The following is a 19,765-nucleotide window of genomic DNA, read 5'->3' on the forward strand; positions in this document are numbered from 1 at the left end:
CGCCGGGAGCGGGCGCGGTCCGGTCGGGTACTGTGCCCCGGCCGGGTACGGGACCGTGCACACGCACCGAACGGGGAACGATCCATATGGGCACGCCAGTACGCCACTTCACAGCGACGACGCCGGACGGTCAGGTGTTCACGGTCAATATCGAGCGGGACTTCCGGTACGACCCTTACCGCGACTTCGTGGTCTGTGCGCACTGCGACTGGTCGCCTTCGCTGCTGACGATGAAGAGGATCACCGATATGGCCTGGGAGCATCTGGCGTCGGTGCACGGCGCCGACCGGGGCCGGTCCGACCAGGAGAACGAGGGGTTCCGCAAGGGGCGACTGATCGTGCTGCCGATCGTCGCCGTGTTCCTGATCGCTCTCTTCGTCTATCTGCAGAGCTACTGAGGCCCGGACCGGCCCCGGCCGGGTTCAGCCTCCGCCGAGTTCCATGAGCGCGCCCACCGGGTCGGAGTCCGGGGTGGCGCGGGGCCACCAGTCGTCCTCGCCCGGCTCGGATTCGTAGCCGTACCAACGGCCGTCGTGGCCGAAGCGGAGCTGGAGTGTGCCGCTGGGGTGCGTGAGGTGGTTGCGCCAGGGGTGGAAGCGGGGGAAGTCGGCGGCAGCGAGCGCGGGGCGGGCGCGATCGAAGGGGCCGGCCGGAGGATCCCAGGGTGTTTCGAGGACGGCCAGCCCTTCGGCGCCGCCCTGGCGCCAGGCCGCGACGGCCCGGGCCAGGTCGGTGGGGGTGCGGCCGGTGGCGTACGACAGCTCGCGGTAGAGGGCGCGGGTGGTCGCGGTGAGTCCGGCGGTGGGCCGGGACGCGGCCAGCCGCACCGCGTCCTGCCAGGCGGTGAGACCGGCGAGCGGGTCGAGGCCGGTGGTGAGGAGCGTGTGCGCACGGGCCGCCGCGTCCGTGGCCAGGTGGTCGAGGGCGAGCGGGTCGCGGGCGCCGGGCAGGCTCGGGTACGAGGGTGGCTGCCCGGGGTGCGACAGGACCGGGAGCGGGGCGGGGAGCGGCGGGAGATAGCGGTCCGCAAGGGCTTCGCCGGCCGGCACGGAGGGGGTGGCGGGGGCGGCGGGGCGTTCCCGGGCGGAGTGCGCGGCGTTGCGGCGGCCCAGCTCTTCGAGGAGTTCGCGCTCGCCCCGGCCGCGCAGCAGCAGAAGGACGAACGGGTCGGCGTCCAGCAGCCGGGCCATCTGGTAGCAGAGGGCGGCCACATGCTTGCAGGGCCAGCCGTGGTCGGGGCAGGAGCAGCCGGGATCGAGGTCGCCCGCGGCGGGCAGCAGTCCGATGCCGGCCTCGGCCGCCGTGTCGGCCAGCGAGTGCGGCATCTCCTTGGCGAGCAGTGCGGCGAGGTGACCGGGGCGGGCGGCCACCGCGTCCAGGAAGATGTCCCAGTCGGCGTCGGTGAGCGACCGCAGACGCAGCTCGGCACGGTAGGGGCGGGGGCGGCTGCCGTGGACGTAGGCGACGACCCGTCCGGGGGTGACGGTGATCGCGGCGACCTTGCCGCTGTCGGCGTACGTACGGCCGCGGGAGAGCCGTCCTTCGTCCATCGACAGGGACTCCAGGGCGGCCACCCAGGCGCGGCCCCACCAGCTGTCCGCGAAGGGTTCGTCGCCGTCGGAGGTGCGGGGCGGCACGGCCTCGAAGGTGCGCCGCAGATCGTCGGGGCCGGGGCGTGACCGGGCGACCGGCCGACCGGCCGGCCGGGGCTCGGGGCGGGCGTACGAATGGGGCCGGGGTTGCGGGCGGGGGCTCATGACGGCCTCCTGAGCGAGACGAGATCGGCCAGGTCGCGGTCGCTGAGCTCGGTCAGCGCGGTCTCACCGGCACCGAGGACCGCATCGGCCAGGACCCGCTTGGCCCGCAGCAGCTCGTCGATCCGGTCCTCGACCGTGCCCTCCGCGATCAGCCGGTGCACCTGCACGGGTTGTGTCTGGCCGATGCGGTAGGCCCGGTCGGTGGCCTGTTCCTCGACGGCCGGGTTCCACCAGCGGTCGTAGTGGATGACGTGGGCTGCCCTGGTGAGGTTCAGTCCGGTGCCCGCCGCCTTGAGGGAGAGCAGGAAGACCGGGACCTCGCCGGACTGGAAGCGGTCCACCATCCGTTCCCGCTCGGCCACCGGCGTACCGCCGTGCAGGAGTTGGGAGGGGACGGCGCGCGAGGCGAGGTGGGCGGAGAGGAGCCGGGCCATCGTCACGTACTGGGTGAAGATGAGGACGGAGCCGTCCTCGGCGAGGATCGTGTCGAGGAGTTCGTCGAGCAGGGCGAGCTTTCCCGAACGGCCGGTGAGGCGGGTCGGCTCCTCCTTCAGATACTGCGCCGGATGATTGCAGATCTGCTTGAGCGAGGCCAGCAGCTTCATGATCAGACCGCGCCGGGCGATGCCCTCCGAGGCCTCGATGAACGCCATCGTCTCGCGGACCGCCGCCTCGTAGAGCGTGGCCTGTTCGCGGGTGAGGAAGACGGGGTGGTCGGTCTCCGTCTTGGGCGGCAGCTCGGGGGCGATGCCCGGGTCCGACTTCTTGCGGCGCAGGAGAAAGGGCCGGACCAGCCGGGAGAGCCGTTCGACCGCTTCGTCGTTGGCGAGCCCGGCGGCCGTACCGGTGCTCTCGACGATACGGGCGTGGCGGGCCCGGAACGCCTTGAGCGGACCGAGCAGTCCGGGAGTGGTCCAGTCGAGCAGGGCCCACAGCTCGGAGATGTTGTTCTCCACGGGCGTGCCGGTGAGGGCGACTTTGGCCGGGGCCGGGATGGTACGCAGCGCCTTCGCCGTGGAGGAGTGCGGGTTCTTCACGTGCTGGGCCTCGTCGGCGACGATCAGTCCCCAGCTGTGGTCGGCGAGTTGCGCCGCGCTCGAACGCATCGTGCCGTACGTGGTGAGGACGAAGCCGCCGTCGGGATCGGCGAGTGTGCGGCCGGTGCCGTGGAAGCGGCGTACGGGGACACCGGGAGCGAAACGGTTGATCTCCCGGTGCCAGTTGCCCAGGAGCGAGGCGGGGCAGATCACCAGGGTCGGCGCGGGATGGGCGCGGTGCAGATGCAGGGCGATCAGGGTGATCGTCTTGCCCAGGCCCATGTCGTCGGCGAGGCAGCCACCGAGGCCGAGCGAGGTCATCCGGTCCAGCCAGGCGAGGCCGCGCAGTTGGTAGTCGCGGAGCGTGGCGTCGAGACCGGGCGGCGGGGCGATGGTGGCGTCGTCGGCGGTGATGCGGGTTCGGAGCGCGGCCAGCGCGCCGACGGGCACCGCTTCGACCTGCTCTCCGTCGACTTCGGCGCTGCCGGTCAGCGCGACGGCGAGGGCATCGACCGGATCGAGCAGCCCGAGCTCCCGCTTGCGCGCCTTGCGTACGAGCGCGGGGTCGACGACGACCCACTGGTCCCGCAGCCGCACCACCGGCCGGTGGGCCTCCGCGAGAACGTCCATCTCCGCCTCGGTCAGCCGCTCGTCGCCCAGCGACAACTGCCAGTTGAAGGAGAAGAGCTGCTCGGCGTCGAAGAACGAGGTGCCGTCGGTGGCCGAGCCGGGTGCGGGCCGCACGACGGCGGCGGCGGTGAGGGAACGGGCGAGCTCCCTGGGCCAGTGGACGCTCACCCCGGCCGCCGCCAGCCGGGCTCCCGCGTCGCCCAGCAGCTCGTACAGCTCGTCCTCGTCGAGCGCGAGCACATCGGGTACCGGCTGGTCCAGCAGCCGCTCCAGCGGCGTCCAGACGCGGGCGGCGCGGCGCAGTGCGAGCACCGCGTCGATCCTGGCCCGGGGACCGAACGGCTCTCCGGCCCCGCCGTGCCACAGGGCGGCGGCGTCGACGACGTAGGTCGGGTCGGCCAGGCTGTGCACCTGGGTGATGGCCGCGGCGGCGTGCCGTGCGGCGCCGGGACGAGCATCCGCCCCCGCCGCGGCGGGGGTGTCGTCGTTGCGGCCGTTGTCGGCGTCGTGGTCGTGGCCGTCGCCGCTGTTGTCGTGGTGGTCGGCGTACGTATCCGCCGTGTCGAAGAGTTCGTACGCCGACAGATCGAGGCGCAGCGAGACCCGTACGCCCGCGTCGAGCCCGGCCGCGACTTCGACGGCCCAGTCACGGGCTTCCGGCAGATGCTGGGCCTCACGGGCCGCGAAAGGTGCCCCCATCGCGTACGCCGCGGCGGGCGTACGGGGCAGGGTGTCGGCCACCGCGTCGAGGAACGCCCCGAGCAGCCACTCCGGGTCGGGGACCTGGAGCGGTGCCCGGTCCGGGAGCGGGACCGCGTAGCCCTCGGCCGGCATGGCGGCGGCGATCGCGCGGAGGTGGGCGATGTCCTCGGCGTCGCGCGGTCCGGCCCGCCAGGCGTCGTGGTCGTCGCCCGTCAGGCCGGGGAGCAGTCTGCCGCGCGCCACCAGGTTGAGCGCCTGGAGCGCGGCGGCGCCCCAGCAGCGGGTCGCGGGGTGGGCGGACTGCTGGTGCCGGGCGCGGGCCAGCAGCGGCAGAGCATCGCACAGAGGCAGCAGGACTGCGGGCACCGTACGCCGACGGACGCCGTCCTGCTGTCCGTGCCGACGGACGACGGTGATCTCCGCGGCGGTCGCACCGGGCGCCGCCCCCTCACGATCCACGGAACCGGCCGGCTCCGGGAGGGGGCCGCCATCGGGATCCCAGAAGGCGACGCGCCCGTCCCTCGGCAGCGATGCCGGAAGGAAGACAGCGGCACATCTCAGAAGGCGGACGGCGGACTCGTCCAGCCGGTGTTCTGCCGTGGTCATCGGTCCCCTCCCGTCCCGCCCTGATCCTCTTGATCGTCCTGATCCCTATGACTCCTGCGAGTCTAGGCGGGGGGTCTGACAACCGGCCGCGCGCCTGCATTCCAGCAGGTCAGAGACGCTACTGGCCAGCCAGTCCGTATGCGCTACTGGCCAGGCCGACCAGTCCGTATGACGGAGCACTCCGGCTCAGCGCCCGGTTCAGTGCGCATCCCAGCGCCCGGTTCGGCAACCGGTCCAGCGCCGGGATCCACGCACGCCTCAGTGCCTGGCGAACGGCTTCGAACGAGACGACCGCGCGGGTGCGGTGGCCGCGAGAACAGCGGGCGTGGGAACGGGCGCCCCGGACTGCGACTTCTGCGCCCGCGACCGTGGCTGCGGCTGCGGCTGCGCCTGCGCCTGCCCGGTGCGCTCGGGCTGGGCCTGGGCCTGGGCCGAACGCTCGGGCTGCGCCTGCGCGGGGCGCTGCGGCGGCCGCACGGCCTGCCGCGGCTGCAACTCCGTCTGCTGGGCGGGCTGCTGAGCCCTCTCCAGGAAGCGGAGCAGCTCCACCGGGAACGGAAGCACCAGCGTGGAGTTCTTCTCGGCCGCGACCGCGACCACCGTCTGCAGCAGGCGCAGCTGGAGCGCGGCCGGCTGGGCGGACATCTGCTCCGCCGCCTCGGCGAGTTTCTTCGACGCCTGAAGCTCGGCGTCCGCGTTGATGACGCGGGCCCGCCGCTCACGGTCGGCCTCGGCCTGCCGGGCCATGGAGCGCTTCATCGTCTCGGGCAGCGAAACGTCCTTGATCTCCACCCGGTCGATCTGCACACCCCACCCGACCGCCGGGCTGTCGATCATCAGCTCAAGACCCTGATTCAGCTTCTCGCGGTTGGACAGCAGATCGTCGAGGTCGCTCTTGCCGATGATCGACCGCAGTGAGGTCTGTGCCATCTGCGAGACCGCGAACCGGTAGTCCTCCACCTGGATCACCGCATTCGCCGCGTCGACCACCTTGAAGTAGATGACAGCGTCGACCCGCACCGTCACGTTGTCCCGGGTGATCCCGTCCTGCGCGGGCACCGGCATCGTCACGATCTGCATATTGACCTTGTGCAACCGGTCGATGCCGGGGATCACCATGGTGAATCCGGGCCCTCGCACATCGTTACGGAGCCTGCCGAGCCTCAGCACGACACCCCGCTCGTACTGCTTGACGACCTTGGCCCCCGCCGACAGGTACAGCGCACCCGCCGAGGCCGCAGCCACTATCGCGATCACGAGCTCCTGGACCATGACGGCCCCCTGAAAGCCGGAAAGACTGAAACACAGAACCAATCGCTATTACCACGGTATGCCCACTATCAACTGATATGAACATGGGCCGGGGCTCTCCGCCTACGTCCCCCGCCCGGCCCCGCCCCGGATGCCGGGTCGCCGGGGAGCGGGCAGGGTGACCAGCGTCAGCACGTTCTCCGTGGCGTACGCAGTGCCGTGGCGCGAGCGGTGCCGACGGCTGAGCCGGACGAGACAGACGAGGACCCGCCCATGCCCGTGATCGACCACCGACGCCGCCGTCTCGGCACAGCGGCCGGGACCGTGCTCCTGACCCTCACCGTCGCAGGCTGTTCCGGCCTCGGCCGGACCGCGGTCGGGCCGGTCACCTACACGACCGAGCGGAACGCCGTGATCATGGTGAACAGCCCCTCGGTGAAGGGCTGCCACCGGCTCGCTCCCGCGGGTGCCAAGGAAGTGACCAACGGCACCCTGATCGACATCATTCTGTACCGCACACGCGACTGCACCGGGCCGGGTACGACATACGTCGCGACCACGGTCAGCGACGTCAGCGGCGCCCGTAACCTCCCGTGGCGCAGCTTCTCCACAGTCCACTGACCGGCCACGACCAACCACCGACCGGCCGGGCCCGGACCGGGGAGCCGCTACGCACGCCCACGGACGTACGCGACCAGATCCGCCGTACGGCCCCGCCGCTCGCGGGCTATCAGGACGAGCAGCCCGATGAGCAGCGCCGGCATGATCGCGTTCACCCGGTCGAGCAGCGTCAGTTGGACGATGGACGCACCGGCCATCAGTCCGCAGAAGGCAATGGCCGCCACTCCGGCCAGGACCGGGATCAACAGGGCAATGGCCCCCGCCATCTCCAGCCCTCCGATGATGTACATCGCGGCCTGGTTCCAGCCCATCCGGTCGAAGGACTCGATCGCCGTCTCATGGGCGATCAGCTTGGCGAACGCGCTGAACCCGAAGAACAGGGCGAGTACGACCCGTGCGACGGTCAGCGCGACGGCCGCCCGGCTGCGGCCCCCGGCCGGGGCATCGGAAGAAGTGTGGGAAGGGGTGTCGGCAGAGGCATCGGCGACGGAGGCGGCGGGGGTGTTCGGGGCCTGCGTGGACTGGGACATCCGGGTCTCCTCGGGGAAGCTACGCGCTGTGGTGTTCACGAAGAGGTAGACCGGCCCACGGTCCGGAATTCATCGCTGGCCGGACCACCGATCCCCTTCCCCCGAGTTCCCCCGAGGGTCACGTCGAACGACGGGCGGCCAGCGCCGCGCTGATGTGCTGGAGTCGGCCGGGCGGGCCGGGGAGAGGCCCGTGAGGCGGTCGATGCGACGGATGCGGCAGTCGACGGTGTTGGGGTGGATGTGCAGGGCGGCCGCGGTGGACCGCCGGTCCAGGCCGAGTTCGAGATGCGTCTCCAGGGTGTGCGGCAGCTCCGGCTTCGAGTTCAGGGGCTTCAGCAGGCGTGCGAGCCCGCGCAGCGCCTCGCTGGGGCGGCTGAGCTGGTACTCCAGCAGGACATCGGCCAGCCGGTACAGGCCGGGCGGGTGGCCCGTACGGGCCACCAGGCCGACAGTTTCGGTTGTTACGGGCCACGGCGGCCGGAACCGCCTCCGCCGAACGGGCAGCGGCACGGGGTGCCGCACTACCGGCGTCGCGGCCTGCGGTACGGGCTGCTGCGCGGGCTGTCGGCGGCGGCGCTCGGCGCCACCGCCGTGCTCGTCCCGGCCGCCGCCACGGCGGGTGCCGACGAGTGGCCCGTACCGGGCTGTGACGGGGCCGCGGTACGGCAGTTGGCCGCGTGCGACGGTCCCGGGCTGATCAGCCGTCAAGGCCTTTGTACTGACGACCTGACCGGCCGTCACCGCACCGCCCGGTGTACCGACGGACCGTCGGCGCCGAAGCCGTCGGCCGGCCCGTCAGTACACCGGGTACCGCTCGACCGGCCACGCGACCGCGTGCTCGAACTCCACGCACAGGTCGTCGGCCACCTCCGTGATCACCGCTCGTCCTTCGGTCGCAACCAGCCAGGACGGCGGAAGGTGTACGTCCCCGTGGCGGGCGCCGAGCAGATTGCCGCAGACCGCACCGGTGGAGTCGCTGTCGCCCGAGTGGTTGACCGAGAGCAGCAGCGACTGGGCCACCTGGTCGGCGCCCGGCAGCACCAGGGCGCAGTACACGGCGATGGCGAGGGCCTCCTCGGCCACCCAGCCCGCGCCCAGAGTCTCCACCTTCTCGGCGGTCGGCTCGCCCCCGGCGGCCAGGTCGACGGCCGCGCGCAGGGCCGCCGTGGTCTCCTCGTGCCCCGGGTGGCCGCGCAGCAGCTCCATGGCCCGCAGTACCGCGCCCGCCATCGAGTCGCCCTCCAGGAGATGGGCGACGATCGCGGCGAACGCACCGGCGGCGTACGCACCGGTCGGGTGGCCGTGGGTGATCTGCGCGCACCAGTGGGCGAGCCGGAAGCCCGCCTCGGCGTCCTTCCCCACCAGTCCGAAAGGGGCGGACCGCATCACCGTGCCACACCCCTTGGACCCGGTGTTGACGGGACCGGGCTCGCCGAGCCGCCTTGACGGTTCGGGGACATGGCCGGTCGCGAGGCCCGTCAGGCAGGCGTTGCCGGGGGCCCGGCGCGCGTACAGCCAGGGCTGCTGCCTGAGCCAGCCGGTCCGCACCAGGTTGTCCGCTCCGCCGGCCGGCGGAGCGGGGTGGTTCTGGGTGTCCAGCCAGCGCAGGTACGCGTTCCGCACGATCCCGATCTCGGCGCCGCCGATTCCCTTCGAATTCGCCCGGGAATGGGCCCTGATCAGCCCCTCGGCCGTGAACAGGGTCATCTGCGTATCGTCCGTGACACGTCCGACGACCCCCTCCTCGTCCGCGAGAAGTCCCTGTACACCGTGTTCACCGTGCGCGCGGCGGATACCGGCGAGCGAGAGGAACTCCACGGGATTTCCCAGGGCGTCCCCGATCGCTCCGCCCAGCAGACAGCCCCGGACCCTCGCCCTGCGGCCGACGCGGTCCCCCCATGATGTGCCGTTCACGCACGATCCCCTCAATCCCATGTCGACATGTCCCCAAAACGGCTCCGCGGGTCCATCCTGGTAGGAGAGGGCGATTGCCATGCGTACCGGTAACGAACCGACGACTGCACGCAGTCCTCTGCGGCTGCGGCTCTGCCTGAGTCTATGGGGGCTGGCCTGGGCCGTCTTCGGCCTGGCGGCCTTCACGCTGACCGGCCGCCCGGGGTGGGCCGCCGCCTGCGGTGCGCTGCTTCTGCTGGTCCTTGTGGACATGGCGGTGATCGTCCACCACATCCACCAGGGCCCGCACTACCAGCCGGGCCGCAATATTCCGCCGTACGAACCCGACCACGGCGGGCACGGCAGGTACGGGCACTGACCGGGGCGCGACGTCCGCCGGGCGGCCATGCCGCCCGGCGGGGCAGTGTCAGCCCTCCGCACGGAAACGGGCCGCCTTCAGGTACTCCGGGTTCGGGTCGAGGGCCGCGGCCAGCCGGAAGTGGCGGGCGGCCCGGTCGGAGCGGCCGGAGCGTTCGAAGGTGCGGGCGAGCGCGAAATGCGCGAAGGCGTTGTCGGGTTCGCGCTCCAGGACGAGTTCGAATTCGAGCTCGGCAGGACGCAGTTGGGCGGCGGCGAAGAAGGCACGGGCCCGCAGCAGTCGGGCGGCCGTGTTCTCCGGATGGGCCGCAATCACCGAGTCCAGGAGCTTCACCGCACCCCGGGGGTCCCGCGCCGCCAGCAGGTGTTCGGCCGCACGGAAGTCGATGACGTCGGTTTCCGGGGTCCTCTCGGGCACGATTGCATCCTTCCCTTCACTACGCGGCTTCTCAACACCCGGCCGGGGCCCGGTATTCCGGTACGGACATCAGCCGGCGGCGGCCCGCTTCGTCAGCTCCGACCAGACCTTGCGGACCTGCGGCTCCAGGTCCTCCAGCGGTCCGTCGTTGTCGACGATCAGATCGGCCACGGCGCGCCGCTGCTCCCGGGTGGCCTGCGCGGCCATCCGGGCGCGGGCCTCGGACTCGGTCATGCCGCGCAGCCGTACGAGCCGGTCGAGCTGGGTCTGCGGACTGGCGTCCACGACGACGACCAGGTCGTAGAGCGGGGCGAGGCCGTTCTCGGTGAGGAGGGGGACGTCGTGGACGACGACCGAGTCGGGGCCCGCGGCCCGTTCCAGCTCGGCGGAGCGGGCGCCGACCAGCGGGTGGACGATCGCGTTGAGGGTGGCGAGCCGGTCGGCGTCGGAGAAGACGATCGAGCCGAGCCTGGGCCGGTCCAGGGTGCCGTCGGCGGCAAGGACATCCGCGCCGAACGCGTCGACGACGGCCGCGAGGCCGGGTGTCCCCGGCTCGACGACCTCCCGGGCGATCCGGTCCGCGTCGATCAGCACGGCTCCGTATCCGACGAGCAGCCGTGACACTTCACTCTTACCGGCGCCGATCCCACCGGTCAGGCCCACTTTCAGCATGCCGGGCAGCCTAGTGCCCCTCCCGGCAGGCCGGTGGGGCCGGTCAGATGTCTCCCTCGCGCTCCGCGAGGAACCGCTCGAATTCGAGACCGATCTCGTCGGCCGACGGCAGGTCGACGGGCTCGGCGACCAGATTGCCCCGGGTCTCGGAGCCGGCGAGCGCGTCGTACTGGTGCTCGAGGCCCTGGACGAGCGAGACGAGTTCCTCGTCGCCCTGGTCGATCTGCCGGTCGATCTCGGTCTGGGTGCGGTGGGCCTCCGTACGCAGCGCATGGGCGACGGTCGGCAGGACCAGACCCGTCGCGGCCGTGATCGCCTCCAGGGCGGTGAGCGCCGCGTCCGGGTAGGCGGAGCGGGCCACGTAGTGCGGCACGTGGGCGGCGACGCCGAGGACGTCGTGTCCGGCCTCCATCAGCCGGTACTCCACCAGGGCCTCGGCGGAGCCGGGGACCTGCGCCTCGTCGAACGGGCTGCGGTGGCCGGGCATGAGGTCCGTGCGGTTGCCGTGCGGGGTGATGCCGACGGGGCGGGTGTGCGGGACGCCCATCGGGATGCCGTGGAAGTTCACCGCGAGGCGGACGCCGAGGCGCTCGACGATCTGCTCGACGGCGGCGGCGAAGCGCTCCCACTCCACATCGGGCTCGGGCCCGGAAAGCAGCAGGAAGGGCGCCCCGGTCGCGTCCTGGACGACCCGGACGTCCAGCGTCGGCGTCTCGTAGGCCGCCCAGCGATCGCGCCGGAAGGTCAGCAGCGGGCGCCGCGCGCGGTAGTCGACGAGCCGGTCGTGGTCGAAGCGGGCGACGACCTGGTGCGGCAGCGTTTCGAGCAGGCCGTCGACGATCTGTTCCCCGGTCTCGCCCGCGTCGATGTATCCGTCGAAGTGGTAGAGCATGACCAGGCCGGCCGACTCCTGGGCGAGCGCCATGTCGACGACGGCCAGCCCTTTCGGCTCCCATTCGTACAAACTCTGCGGATCAAGCACGGTTACCGCTCCTCCTCGTGTTCCCTGACAAGAACATCCGGCTGGGCACGAGCATTCCCGGACCATCCCCTTCACCCGGCGGTTCATGCGCGGAACTTGGACCGACCGGCAATTGGAGGGTGGAAGAAGGAGCGGGGTCGGGTGCGTGCAGCTGCCAGGCGGAGGATGGAGGCAGCTGGGGTCTCCCCTGCTCGAGCGAAGCCGAGAGCTCGGGGAAGGAGCCATGGTGATTGACGACAACGCGGGAGGGGGCCTCTGGCCCTCAAGGCCTTGGGGGAGTGCGTGCCCAACCCCGCGACGCCGCCCCCCAATTGCCGGTGGATCTTATGCGAGAACGCGGGCGTGCAATGCCGTCACCACCTTCTGCGCGGAGGTGAACGCCCCGTGCCGCAGGCGTTCATGTGGCCGGGACGCACTTGCGACACACCCGTACGTGTCGACCTCGGCGGCTGACAGCGCACCGAAGCCCTGATGCCCGCCTTCCCGTTGTCGGTAAGGGCGTTGACATTCATGTCAGTGAACACTTCCACGAGGGCGCCGAGTTGACAACGGAAGGCGAGTCGCACCGGCCACCCGCGAACAATGGTCCATACCTTGACACGGCCACACCTCGTCCCTACCGTCACTGGGCAGCAAGTTCAGAGACTCGCCTCTCATTCACGTACGAGAACCTCTCGAACTCCTTCGACGGGAAGGCACCCCCCATGCGCACCCGCACGCTGCTCCCCGCCCTGCTGACCACCGCGCTCGCCGCCGGCGGCCTCGCGCTCGCCTCCGCCACCACCGCGGACGCGGCGACGGTCATCGATGTGAGCACCACCGCCCAGTTCAAGTCCGCCCTCACCGCCGCGAGCCCCGGCGACACCATCCGGCTCGCCGACGGCACGTACACCGGAAACTTCAAGGCGACCGTCCCCGGCACCGCCTCCGCCCGGATCACGCTCACCGGTTCCGCCAAGGCGGTCCTCACCGCCGGCGGCGGCTACGGGCTGCACCTCAACGGCGCCTCCTACTGGACCGTCCAGGGCATCACCGTCACCGGCGGCCAGAAGGGCATCATGGCCGACACCGCCACCGGGGTCGTGATCGATTCCGTGACCGTGCACGACCTGGGCATGGAGGGCGTCCACTTCCGCAACTCCAGCAAGGACGGCGTCATCAAGAACTCGCGGATCTACGACACCGGGCTCGACGGCCGCGGCATGGGCGAGGGCGTCTACGTCGGCACGGCGGGCAGCCTCTCCGACCGGAGCGACCGGGTCCAGATCCTGAACAACACGATCGGCCCCGGGGTCGGCGGTGAGAACGTCGACATCAAGGAAGGCACCACCGGGGCGGAGATCATCGGCAACACCTTCGACGGCAGCGGCCTGACCGGGGCCAACTACGACGACTCCTGGGTCGACGTGAAGGGCAACAATGTCCTGGTCGACGACAACAAGGGCTCCCGTACGACCAACAACGGCTACGAGACCCACACCCAGCAGAGCGGCTGGGGCTGCGGCACCGTCTTCCGCAACAACACGTCGGACCTGTCCGGCTCCACGGGCGACAAGCAGATCGCGTTCAACGTCACCAACTACAGCGCGAGCTGTCCGACCACCGTCTACAGCAGCAACACGGTGACCGGTGGCAAGGGCCTGACCAACATCACCGTCACGCCGTAACGGCCCGCACGGACGGCCGCGGACACGAGTGAGGCCCGCCCCCCGAAGGGAGCGGGCCTCACTTTTCAGCTACTGCGGTCGATCACCGACCGGAGGGGGCGCGGAGCGTCAGCTCTGGCCGCCCGCCAGCTTCTCGCGCAGGGCAGCCAGGGCCTCGTCCGACGCCAGGGCGCCGGAGTTGTCCGCGGACTCCGAGGAGTACGAGCCGCCGCCACCGGTGCCACCGGAGGCAGCCGGGGCGCCACCGGCCGGGGCAGCAGCGCCCTCGGCAGCAGCGGCCTCGTCGGCCTCGCGGGACTTGATGACCTGGGCCTGGTGCTGCTCGAAGCGCGCCTGCGCCTCGGCGTACTGCGTCTCCCACACCTCGCGCTGAGCCTCGAAGCCCTCGAGCCAGTCGTTGGTCTCGGGGTCGAAGCCCTCGGGGTAGATGTAGTTGCCCTGGTCGTCGTAGGACGCGGCCATGCCGTACAGGGTCGGGTCGAACTCGACCGAAGCCGGGTCGGCACCGAAGGCCTCGTTGGCCTGCTTCAGCGAGAGGCTGATGCGACGACGCTCGAGGTCGATGTCGATGACCTTGACGAAGATCTCGTCGTTGACCTGGACGACCTGCTCCGGGATCTCCACGTGGCGCTCGGCCAGCTCGGAGATGTGGACCAGACCCTCGATGCCCTCGTCGACGCGCACGAACGCACCGAAGGGAACGAGCTTGGTGACCTTACCGGGAACGACCTGCCCGATCTGGTGCGTACGGGCGAACTGCTGCCACGGGTCTTCCTGCGTCGCCTTGAGCGACAGCGAGACGCGCTCGCGGTCCATGTCGACGTCGAGGACCTCGACGGTGACTTCCTGGCCGACCTCGACAACCTCGGAGGGGTGGTCGATGTGCTTCCAGGACAGCTCGGAGACGTGCACGAGACCGTCGACGCCGCCGAGGTCCACGAACGCACCGAAGTTGACGATCGAGGAAACGACGCCGGAGCGGACCTGGCCCTTCTGCAGGGTCGTGAGGAAGGTCTGGCGGACCTCGCTCTGGGTCTGCTCCAGCCAGGCACGGCGGGACAGGACCACGTTGTTGCGGTTCTTGTCCAGCTCGATGATCTTGGCCTCGAGCTCCTTGCCCACGTAGGGCTGAAGGTCGCGGACACGACGCATCTCGACGAGCGACGCCGGGAGGAAGCCGCGGAGGCCGATGTCGAGGATGAGACCACCCTTGACGACCTCGATGACGGTACCGGTGACGATGCCGTCTTCTTCCTTGATCTTCTCGATGGTGCCCCAGGCACGCTCGTACTGAGCGCGCTTCTTCGAGAGGATCAGGCGGCCTTCCTTGTCCTCCTTCTGGAGAACCAGGGCCTCGATCTCGTCGCCGACCTTGACGACCTCGTTCGGGTCGACGTCGTGCTTGATCGAGAGCTCGCGGCTCGGGATGACACCTTCGGTCTTGTAACCGATGTCGAGGAGAACCTCGTCCCGGTCAACCTTGACGATGACACCGTCAACGATGTCGCCGTCGTTGAAGTACTTGATCGTCTCGTCGATCGCCGCGAGGAACGCGTCCGCGTCGCCGATGTCGTTGACCGCAACCTGCGGAGTGGTGGCGGTGGTCTCGGTGCTGCTCGTCATGTGGGAAAGGGCTCCGGTACGGACAGTGAGTCGTAGGTACTGCTACGCCGAGAGCCCGTATCGCCTCTGCAGAAGCCGGACAGCCTGGGAAGCGCCCGACCCGCGAGCGGGAGGCGCCTCGTGAACCGAGGGGACATATCAACAGACGCGAGCGCGGCCTGCTAGGTCTGAGGCGCGCAGGCTCGCAGCGCAACTTGTAGCATACGGGGGCAGCCGGGCACGGTCAATGCGCGAAGGCGCACACCCGGGGCACAACGGCCCAAATCCGGCGCAATTCGTGTTCTCCGAGGCCACATCGGCCCCGGGAGACAATTCCGTGGGCACGGAGCCGTAAGGACAGGCACCCCTGGTTACGTACCGCGTGCGGCGGGGTGCAGGCAAACTACAACGACGGACACGATGAGCCAAGAGATCCACCCGGTCGAGCCCGAAGCGACACGCCGCAGCGCGTCGCAGGCCGAGAGCAGCCGGGCCAGTCGCGGCTGGTGGGACCGGAACGCCGACGAGTACCAGAGCGACCACGGCTCCTTTCTCGGCGACGACCGTTTCGTCTGGGGTCCGGAGGGGCTCGATGAGGCCGAGGCGGGTCTGCTCGGCCCCGCCGGGTCGCTGAAGGGCCTGGACATCCTGGAGATCGGTGCGGGCGCCGCGCAGTGCTCGCGCTGGCTCGCCGCCCGGGGAGCCCGTCCGGTGGCCCTGGACCTCTCGCACCGACAGTTGCAGCACGCCCTGCGGATCGGCGACGAGGTCCCGCTGGTGGAGGCGGACGCCGGGGCGCTGCCGTTCCGGGACACCTCCTTCGACCTGGCGTGCTCCGCCTACGGCGCGGTGCCGTTCGTCGCCGACCCCGTGCAGGTGTTCCGCGAGGTGCACCGGGTGCTGCGCCCCGGGGGCCGCTGGGTCTTCTCGGTGACGCATCCGATCCGCTGGGCGTTCCCGGACGAACCGGGGCCCGAGGGGCTCTCGGTAACGGCCTCGTACTTCGACCGCACCCCCTACGTCGAGCAGGACGAGCGGGGCGACGCGGTCTACGTCGAGCACCACCGGACGCTGGGCGACCGGGTGCGGGACGTGGTGGCCGGCGGATTCCGGCTCGTCGATCTCGTCGAACCGGAGTGGCCCGCCTGGAACCACCAGGAGTGGGGCGGCTGGTCCCCGCTGCGCGGGAATCTGATCCCGGGCACGGCGGTCTTCGTCTGCGTACGGGACTGATACGGAGGTCCTGGGAACGGTCTCTGGGTACGGGAGACCCGGTGCCTCGTACGAGACTGGGGGCGTGATCCGTACCGACGCCCTGGAACAGTTGCCCGTACGTACCGCTGTGCCCGCCCTTGAGCGGGCGCTGGACGACCGCGGTGTCGCGGTGCTGTGCGCGCCGCCCGGCACCGGCAAGACCACCCTCGTACCGCTGGTCCTGGCCGGTCTGGCCGGGGGCGGCCCGGTGCGCAGGGTGGTGGTCGCCGAGCCGCGGCGGATCGCGGCGCGGGCGGCGGCGCGGCGGATGGCGTGGCTCGTCGGGGAGCAGGCCGGCGGGCGGGTGGGGTTCACGGTCCGCGGGGAGCGGGTGGTGGGGCGCGACACGGTGGTGGAGGTGGTGACCACCGGGGTGCTGCTCCAGCGGCTGCAGCGCGACCAGGAGCTGGCCGGGGTCGATGCGGTGATCATCGACGAGTGCCATGAGCGGCATCTGGACGCGGACACGGTCGCCGCGTTCCTCCTTGATGTGCGGGAGGCGATCCGGCCCGATCTGCGGCTGGTCGCCGCGTCCGCGACGACGGACGCGCAGGGCTGGGCGCGGCTGCTGGGCGACGCCCCCGTGGTGGAGGCGCGGGGTGTTTCGCATCCGGTGGAGGTGGTCTGGGCGCCGCCCGCCGGGCCGGTGCGGCCGCCGCACGGGATGAGGGTCGATCCGGCGCTGCTGACGCATGTCGCGGCGACGGTGCGGCGGGCGCTCGCCGAACGGGACGGCGACGTGCTGTGTTTCCTGCCCGGTGTGGGCGAGATCGGCCGGGTGGCGGGTCAGCTGGCGGGGGTGGCCGCCGAGGTGCTCCAGGTGCACGGGCGGGCTCCGGCGGCGGTGCAGGACGCGGTGCTGGCCGGGTCGTCCGACGGGCGGCGGGTGGTGCTGGCGACGTCGGTGGCGGAGTCGTCCCTGACGGTGCCCGGGGTGCGGGTCGTGGTCGACTCGGGGCTGGCCAGGGAGCCGCGCACCGATCACGCGCGGGGTCTGAGCGCCCTGACGACCGTGCGGGCCTCGCAGGCGGCGGGCAGGCAGCGGGCGGGCCGGGCCGGGCGTGAGGCGCCGGGGACGGTGTACCGGTGCTGGGAGCAGGCGGAGGACGGGCGGCTGGCGCGGTTCCCGTCCCCGGAGATCAAGGTCGCGGATCTGGCGGCGTTCGCGTTGCAGGCGGCCTGCTGGGGCGATCCGGACGCGTCGCGGCTGGCGCTGCTCGATCCGCCGCCCGCGGGCGCGATGGGCGCGGCGCGCGAGGTGCTGACGGCGGTCGGCGCGGTGGACGCGGCGGGGCGGGTCACCGACCGGGGTGTCCGGATGTCCCGGCTGGGCCTGCATCCGCGGCTGGCGCGGGCCCTGCTGGACGGCGCCGCCGAGGTGGGCGGGCGGCGGGCGGCCGAGGTGGTGGCGCTGCTGAGCGAGGAGCCCCCGCGGGAGTACGGCGACGATCTGGCGGTGGCGCTGCGTACCGCCCGGCGGGGCCGGGACGGGTATGCGGCGCGGTGGCGGCAGGAGGTCCGGCGGCTGTCTTCGTCGGTCGGGGAGGTGGGTGGGGGGTCCGGCCCGGACGACGCCGCCGTCGGTCTGGTGGCCGCGCTGGCGTTCCCGGAACGGGTGGCGCGGGCGCGGGGCGAGGGGGCGTTCCTGATGGTGTCGGGGACGGGGGCGGAGCTGCGGGACGGGTCGGGGCTGCGCAGTGCGCCGTGGCTGGCGGTCGCGGTCGCCGACCGGCCCGCCCATGCCGCGTCCGCGCGGGTGCGGCTCGCCGCCGCCGTCGACGAGGGCACGGCGCGGGCGGCCGCCGGGCAGCTGCGGTTCGCGGGCGAGGAGGTCCGCTGGGCGGGCGGCGATGTGGTGGCCCGCCGGGTGGAGCGGCTGGGTGCCGTCGAGCTGTCGGTGCGCCCGCTGAAGGAGCCGGCGCCGGAGCTGGTGCGCGAGGCGCTGGTCGAGGGTCTGCGGCGCGAGGGGCTCGGGCTGCTGCGCTGGACGCGGGACACCGGGCAGCTGCGGGAGCGGCTCGCCTTTCTGCACCGGGAGCTGGGGGAACCCTGGCCGGAGGTGACGGACGGTGCGCTGCTGGACCGTACCGATCAGTGGCTGGAGCCCGAGCTGTCGCGGGCCCGGCGCCGTTCCGATCTGGCGCGGATCGACGCGGGGCAGGCGCTGCGGCGGCTGCTGCCGTGGGCGACGGGTGAGGCGGCCCGGCTGGACGAGCTGGCGCCGGAGCGGATCGAGGTGCCCAGCGGTTCCCGGATCAGGGTGGAGTACGGCGGGGCGCAGCCCGTACTCGCGGTGAAGCTCCAGGAGCTGTTCGGCCTGCTGGAGACGCCGCGGGTGGCCGGGGTGCCGGTCCTGGTCCATCTCCTCTCCCCCGCCGGCCGTCCCGCGGCGGTCACCGCGGATCTGGCGTCGTTCTGGCGGGACGGCTACCGGGCCGTGCGGGCGGAACTGCGCGGCCGGTATCCGAAGCATCCGTGGCCGGAGGACCCCACGACGGTGGAGGCGACCCGGTTCACCAAGAGGGCCCGGCGGTAGGCGGCGCGGGTGAAGGAGCGCGGCTGGGGTGCGTGCATCACAAGGCGGAGAATCGAGTCGGACGGGGTCTCCCCTGCACGAACGCAGCCGAGAGCTTGGGGAAGGAGCGTTGATGATCGACGACAACGCCACGAGGTGCGTGCCCCGGCCCCGCGACGCCGCGAAGCCTACTGCCGGGCCCTCTGGGGCCCGGCTCAGGCGGGAGTAGGTTGCGGGTCGGGGGCGGGTGCCGTCGCCCCGTCGGGCAGTTCGTCGTCCGGGCGCCGGGAGCGCGCCTCCAGCCACAGGGCGAGCGCGAGCAGGACCGTGCCGAGGGCGAGGAAGCCCCAGGGCAGGTACGAGGTGAGCAGCAGGACCAGCAGGCGCTGGGACTTGACCAGGGCGACGATCGAATCGACGTAGTCCGCGCGCATCTTCACGTGCCCGGCGAACACGGTGACGGTGTCCTGGGGCAGGCCCATCGCCTTGGCGTTGCGCAGCTCCTCCTTGTGGATCTCCTCGCCGTTGACGGGCGCTCCGGTGACCGGGTCCACCCAGAACATGCGCTTGGTGGTGTACCAGCGGGTCATGCCCGTCTTGGCGATCTGTTCCGGGGTGACGCCCTTGATGGGCATCTTCTTCGGCATCGGGACCTTGGTCCACGGGATGGTCTGCTCGAAGTAGTAGACGTCCATGCCGTGGAAGGTGCGGGTGCCCTTGTAGTGGATGGGCGAGCTGGTGCGGGCCTGCGCGTCGAAGTACTCGTAGTCGCGCTTCTGAGTGAGGAAGGGCCACTTGAACTCGATGCCCTCGCGCCTGACCGGGTCGCCGTCGACGGATTCCCCGGTGGCGTGGACGGGGGCCTGGCTGTGGGCGTCGAAGATGTAGCGCTCGGGGATCTCGGAGACCATCTTGCCGTCGGGGCCGGCCACGTAGCTGAGGGCGTCCCAGACGACGACGTCACGGCCGGCGCTGCGCTCGATCTTCTCGGACTCCTCCACGTTGCCCTTGAGGGTCTGCACGATGGTGACCTTGGGGACCCGCTTGACCTTCATGTTGTCGTTGTAGTCGAGGAGGGTGGCGGGCTTCGCCTCCAGCACCGTCTCCTGGTACTGACTGGGCGGGATCTTCGCGAGCCTGGGGAAGGCGTACCAGCGCAGCAGGGGCGACATGGCGGCGAAGAAGACGGCGAAGGCCAGGAGTACGAGGCTGGCTCGGCGGCGCATGGTGGTGGTGCCCTCCCTCAGCTT

At 71.5% G+C, this 19,765-nt stretch carries 17 protein-coding genes; 6 read left to right on the forward strand and 11 right to left on the reverse strand.

Features of this window, described 5'->3' with window-relative positions:
* The first annotated feature begins 86 nt into the window (after nt 1–86).
* Nucleotides 87–398, forward strand: coding sequence for a hypothetical protein (locus ACFVV1_RS17545; protein WP_389990079.1), 312 nt, complete (start codon nt 87–89; stop codon nt 396–398).
* 24 nt (nt 399–422) lie between these two features.
* Here the strand turns inward: ACFVV1_RS17545 and ACFVV1_RS17550 are convergent, their stop codons facing one another.
* The 3 genes from ACFVV1_RS17550 to ACFVV1_RS17560 form a co-directional block, all read right to left on the reverse strand.
* Nucleotides 423–1,757, reverse strand: coding sequence for an SWIM zinc finger family protein (locus tag ACFVV1_RS17550; RefSeq protein ID WP_389990080.1), 1,335 nt, complete (start codon nt 1,755–1,757; stop codon nt 423–425).
* Nucleotides 1,754–4,732, reverse strand: coding sequence for a DEAD/DEAH box helicase (locus ACFVV1_RS17555; RefSeq protein WP_389990081.1), 2,979 nt, complete (start codon nt 4,730–4,732; stop codon nt 1,754–1,756). Before ACFVV1_RS17555 ends, ACFVV1_RS17550 begins: the two co-directional genes overlap by 4 nt.
* A gap of 258 nt (nt 4,733–4,990) precedes the next feature.
* A complete protein-coding gene (locus ACFVV1_RS17560) occupies nt 4,991–6,004 on the reverse strand; it encodes an SPFH domain-containing protein (protein WP_389990082.1) in 1,014 nt (337 codons plus the stop codon).
* Between the two features lie 252 nt (nt 6,005–6,256).
* Here ACFVV1_RS17560 and ACFVV1_RS17565 point away from each other — a divergent pair, with 252 nt between their 5' ends.
* A complete protein-coding gene (locus ACFVV1_RS17565; protein WP_389990083.1) occupies nt 6,257–6,604 on the forward strand; it encodes a hypothetical protein in 348 nt (115 codons plus the stop codon).
* 47 nt (nt 6,605–6,651) lie between these two features.
* Here ACFVV1_RS17565 and ACFVV1_RS17570 read toward each other — a convergent pair whose 3' ends face one another.
* The 3 genes from ACFVV1_RS17570 to ACFVV1_RS17580 all read right to left on the reverse strand — a co-directional run bounded on the left by ACFVV1_RS17570 (nt 6,652) and on the right by ACFVV1_RS17580 (nt 9,048).
* Nucleotides 6,652–7,134, reverse strand: a complete 483-nt coding sequence (locus ACFVV1_RS17570) for a DoxX family protein (protein WP_389990084.1) — start codon at nt 7,132–7,134, stop codon at nt 6,652–6,654.
* A 69-nt stretch (nt 7,135–7,203) separates the two neighbouring features.
* A complete protein-coding gene (locus ACFVV1_RS17575; RefSeq protein ID WP_389990085.1) occupies nt 7,204–7,842 on the reverse strand; it encodes a PucR family transcriptional regulator in 639 nt (212 codons plus the stop codon).
* 87 nt (nt 7,843–7,929) lie between these two features.
* Nucleotides 7,930–9,048 (reverse strand): ADP-ribosylglycohydrolase family protein, encoded by a 1,119-nt coding sequence (locus ACFVV1_RS17580; protein ID WP_389990086.1) that lies wholly within the window; start codon nt 9,046–9,048, stop codon nt 7,930–7,932.
* A gap of 79 nt (nt 9,049–9,127) precedes the next feature.
* Here ACFVV1_RS17580 and ACFVV1_RS17585 point away from each other — a divergent pair, with 79 nt between their 5' ends.
* Nucleotides 9,128–9,406 carry a DUF6343 family protein gene (locus tag ACFVV1_RS17585; RefSeq protein WP_389990087.1) on the forward strand — a complete coding sequence of 93 codons (279 nt, stop codon included), beginning with the start codon at nt 9,128–9,130 and terminating at the stop codon, nt 9,404–9,406.
* Nucleotides 9,407–9,454: 48 nt separating this feature from the next.
* Here the strand turns inward: ACFVV1_RS17585 and ACFVV1_RS17590 are convergent, their stop codons facing one another.
* The 3 genes from ACFVV1_RS17590 to ACFVV1_RS17600 form a co-directional block, all read right to left on the reverse strand.
* The gene (locus ACFVV1_RS17590) at nt 9,455–9,823 is read right to left on the reverse strand and encodes a tetratricopeptide repeat protein (RefSeq protein WP_389990088.1); all 369 of its coding nucleotides are present in this window, start codon (nt 9,821–9,823) and stop codon (nt 9,455–9,457) included.
* 69 nt (nt 9,824–9,892) lie between these two features.
* Complete coding sequence (gene coaE / locus ACFVV1_RS17595) at nt 9,893–10,495, reverse strand: dephospho-CoA kinase (RefSeq protein WP_389990089.1); 603 nt, start codon at nt 10,493–10,495, stop codon at nt 9,893–9,895.
* Between the two features lie 43 nt (nt 10,496–10,538).
* Nucleotides 10,539–11,459 carry a PAC2 family protein gene (locus ACFVV1_RS17600; protein WP_389990180.1) on the reverse strand — a complete coding sequence of 307 codons (921 nt, stop codon included), beginning with the start codon at nt 11,457–11,459 and terminating at the stop codon, nt 10,539–10,541.
* A gap of 722 nt (nt 11,460–12,181) precedes the next feature.
* Here ACFVV1_RS17600 and ACFVV1_RS17605 point away from each other — a divergent pair.
* Nucleotides 12,182–13,144 carry a right-handed parallel beta-helix repeat-containing protein gene (locus ACFVV1_RS17605; RefSeq protein ID WP_389990090.1) on the forward strand — a complete coding sequence of 321 codons (963 nt, stop codon included), beginning with the start codon at nt 12,182–12,184 and terminating at the stop codon, nt 13,142–13,144.
* Between the two features lie 108 nt (nt 13,145–13,252).
* Here the strand turns inward: ACFVV1_RS17605 and rpsA are convergent, their stop codons facing one another.
* Entirely contained in the window at nt 13,253–14,767 is a 1,515-nt protein-coding gene (gene rpsA, locus ACFVV1_RS17610; RefSeq protein ID WP_355759156.1) for a 30S ribosomal protein S1, read from the reverse strand.
* Between the two features lie 399 nt (nt 14,768–15,166).
* On the opposite strand from rpsA, the gene ACFVV1_RS17615 reads away from it, so the two are divergent.
* Both ACFVV1_RS17615 and hrpB read left to right on the forward strand, forming a co-directional pair.
* Nucleotides 15,167–15,979 carry a class I SAM-dependent methyltransferase gene (locus tag ACFVV1_RS17615; protein ID WP_389990091.1) on the forward strand — a complete coding sequence of 271 codons (813 nt, stop codon included), beginning with the start codon at nt 15,167–15,169 and terminating at the stop codon, nt 15,977–15,979.
* A 64-nt stretch (nt 15,980–16,043) separates the two neighbouring features.
* Nucleotides 16,044–18,536 (forward strand): ATP-dependent helicase HrpB, encoded by a 2,493-nt coding sequence (gene hrpB / locus ACFVV1_RS17620; protein WP_389990092.1) that lies wholly within the window; start codon nt 16,044–16,046, stop codon nt 18,534–18,536.
* A 194-nt stretch (nt 18,537–18,730) separates the two neighbouring features.
* Here hrpB and ACFVV1_RS17625 read toward each other — a convergent pair whose 3' ends face one another.
* The gene (locus ACFVV1_RS17625; protein WP_389990093.1) at nt 18,731–19,741 is read right to left on the reverse strand and encodes a DUF3068 domain-containing protein; all 1,011 of its coding nucleotides are present in this window, start codon (nt 19,739–19,741) and stop codon (nt 18,731–18,733) included.
* Nucleotides 19,742–19,765 lie beyond the last annotated feature (24 nt).

It is taken from the genome of Streptomyces sp. NPDC058092, assembly GCF_042884935.1.
Taxonomy (GTDB): domain Bacteria; phylum Actinomycetota; class Actinomycetes; order Streptomycetales; family Streptomycetaceae; genus Streptomyces.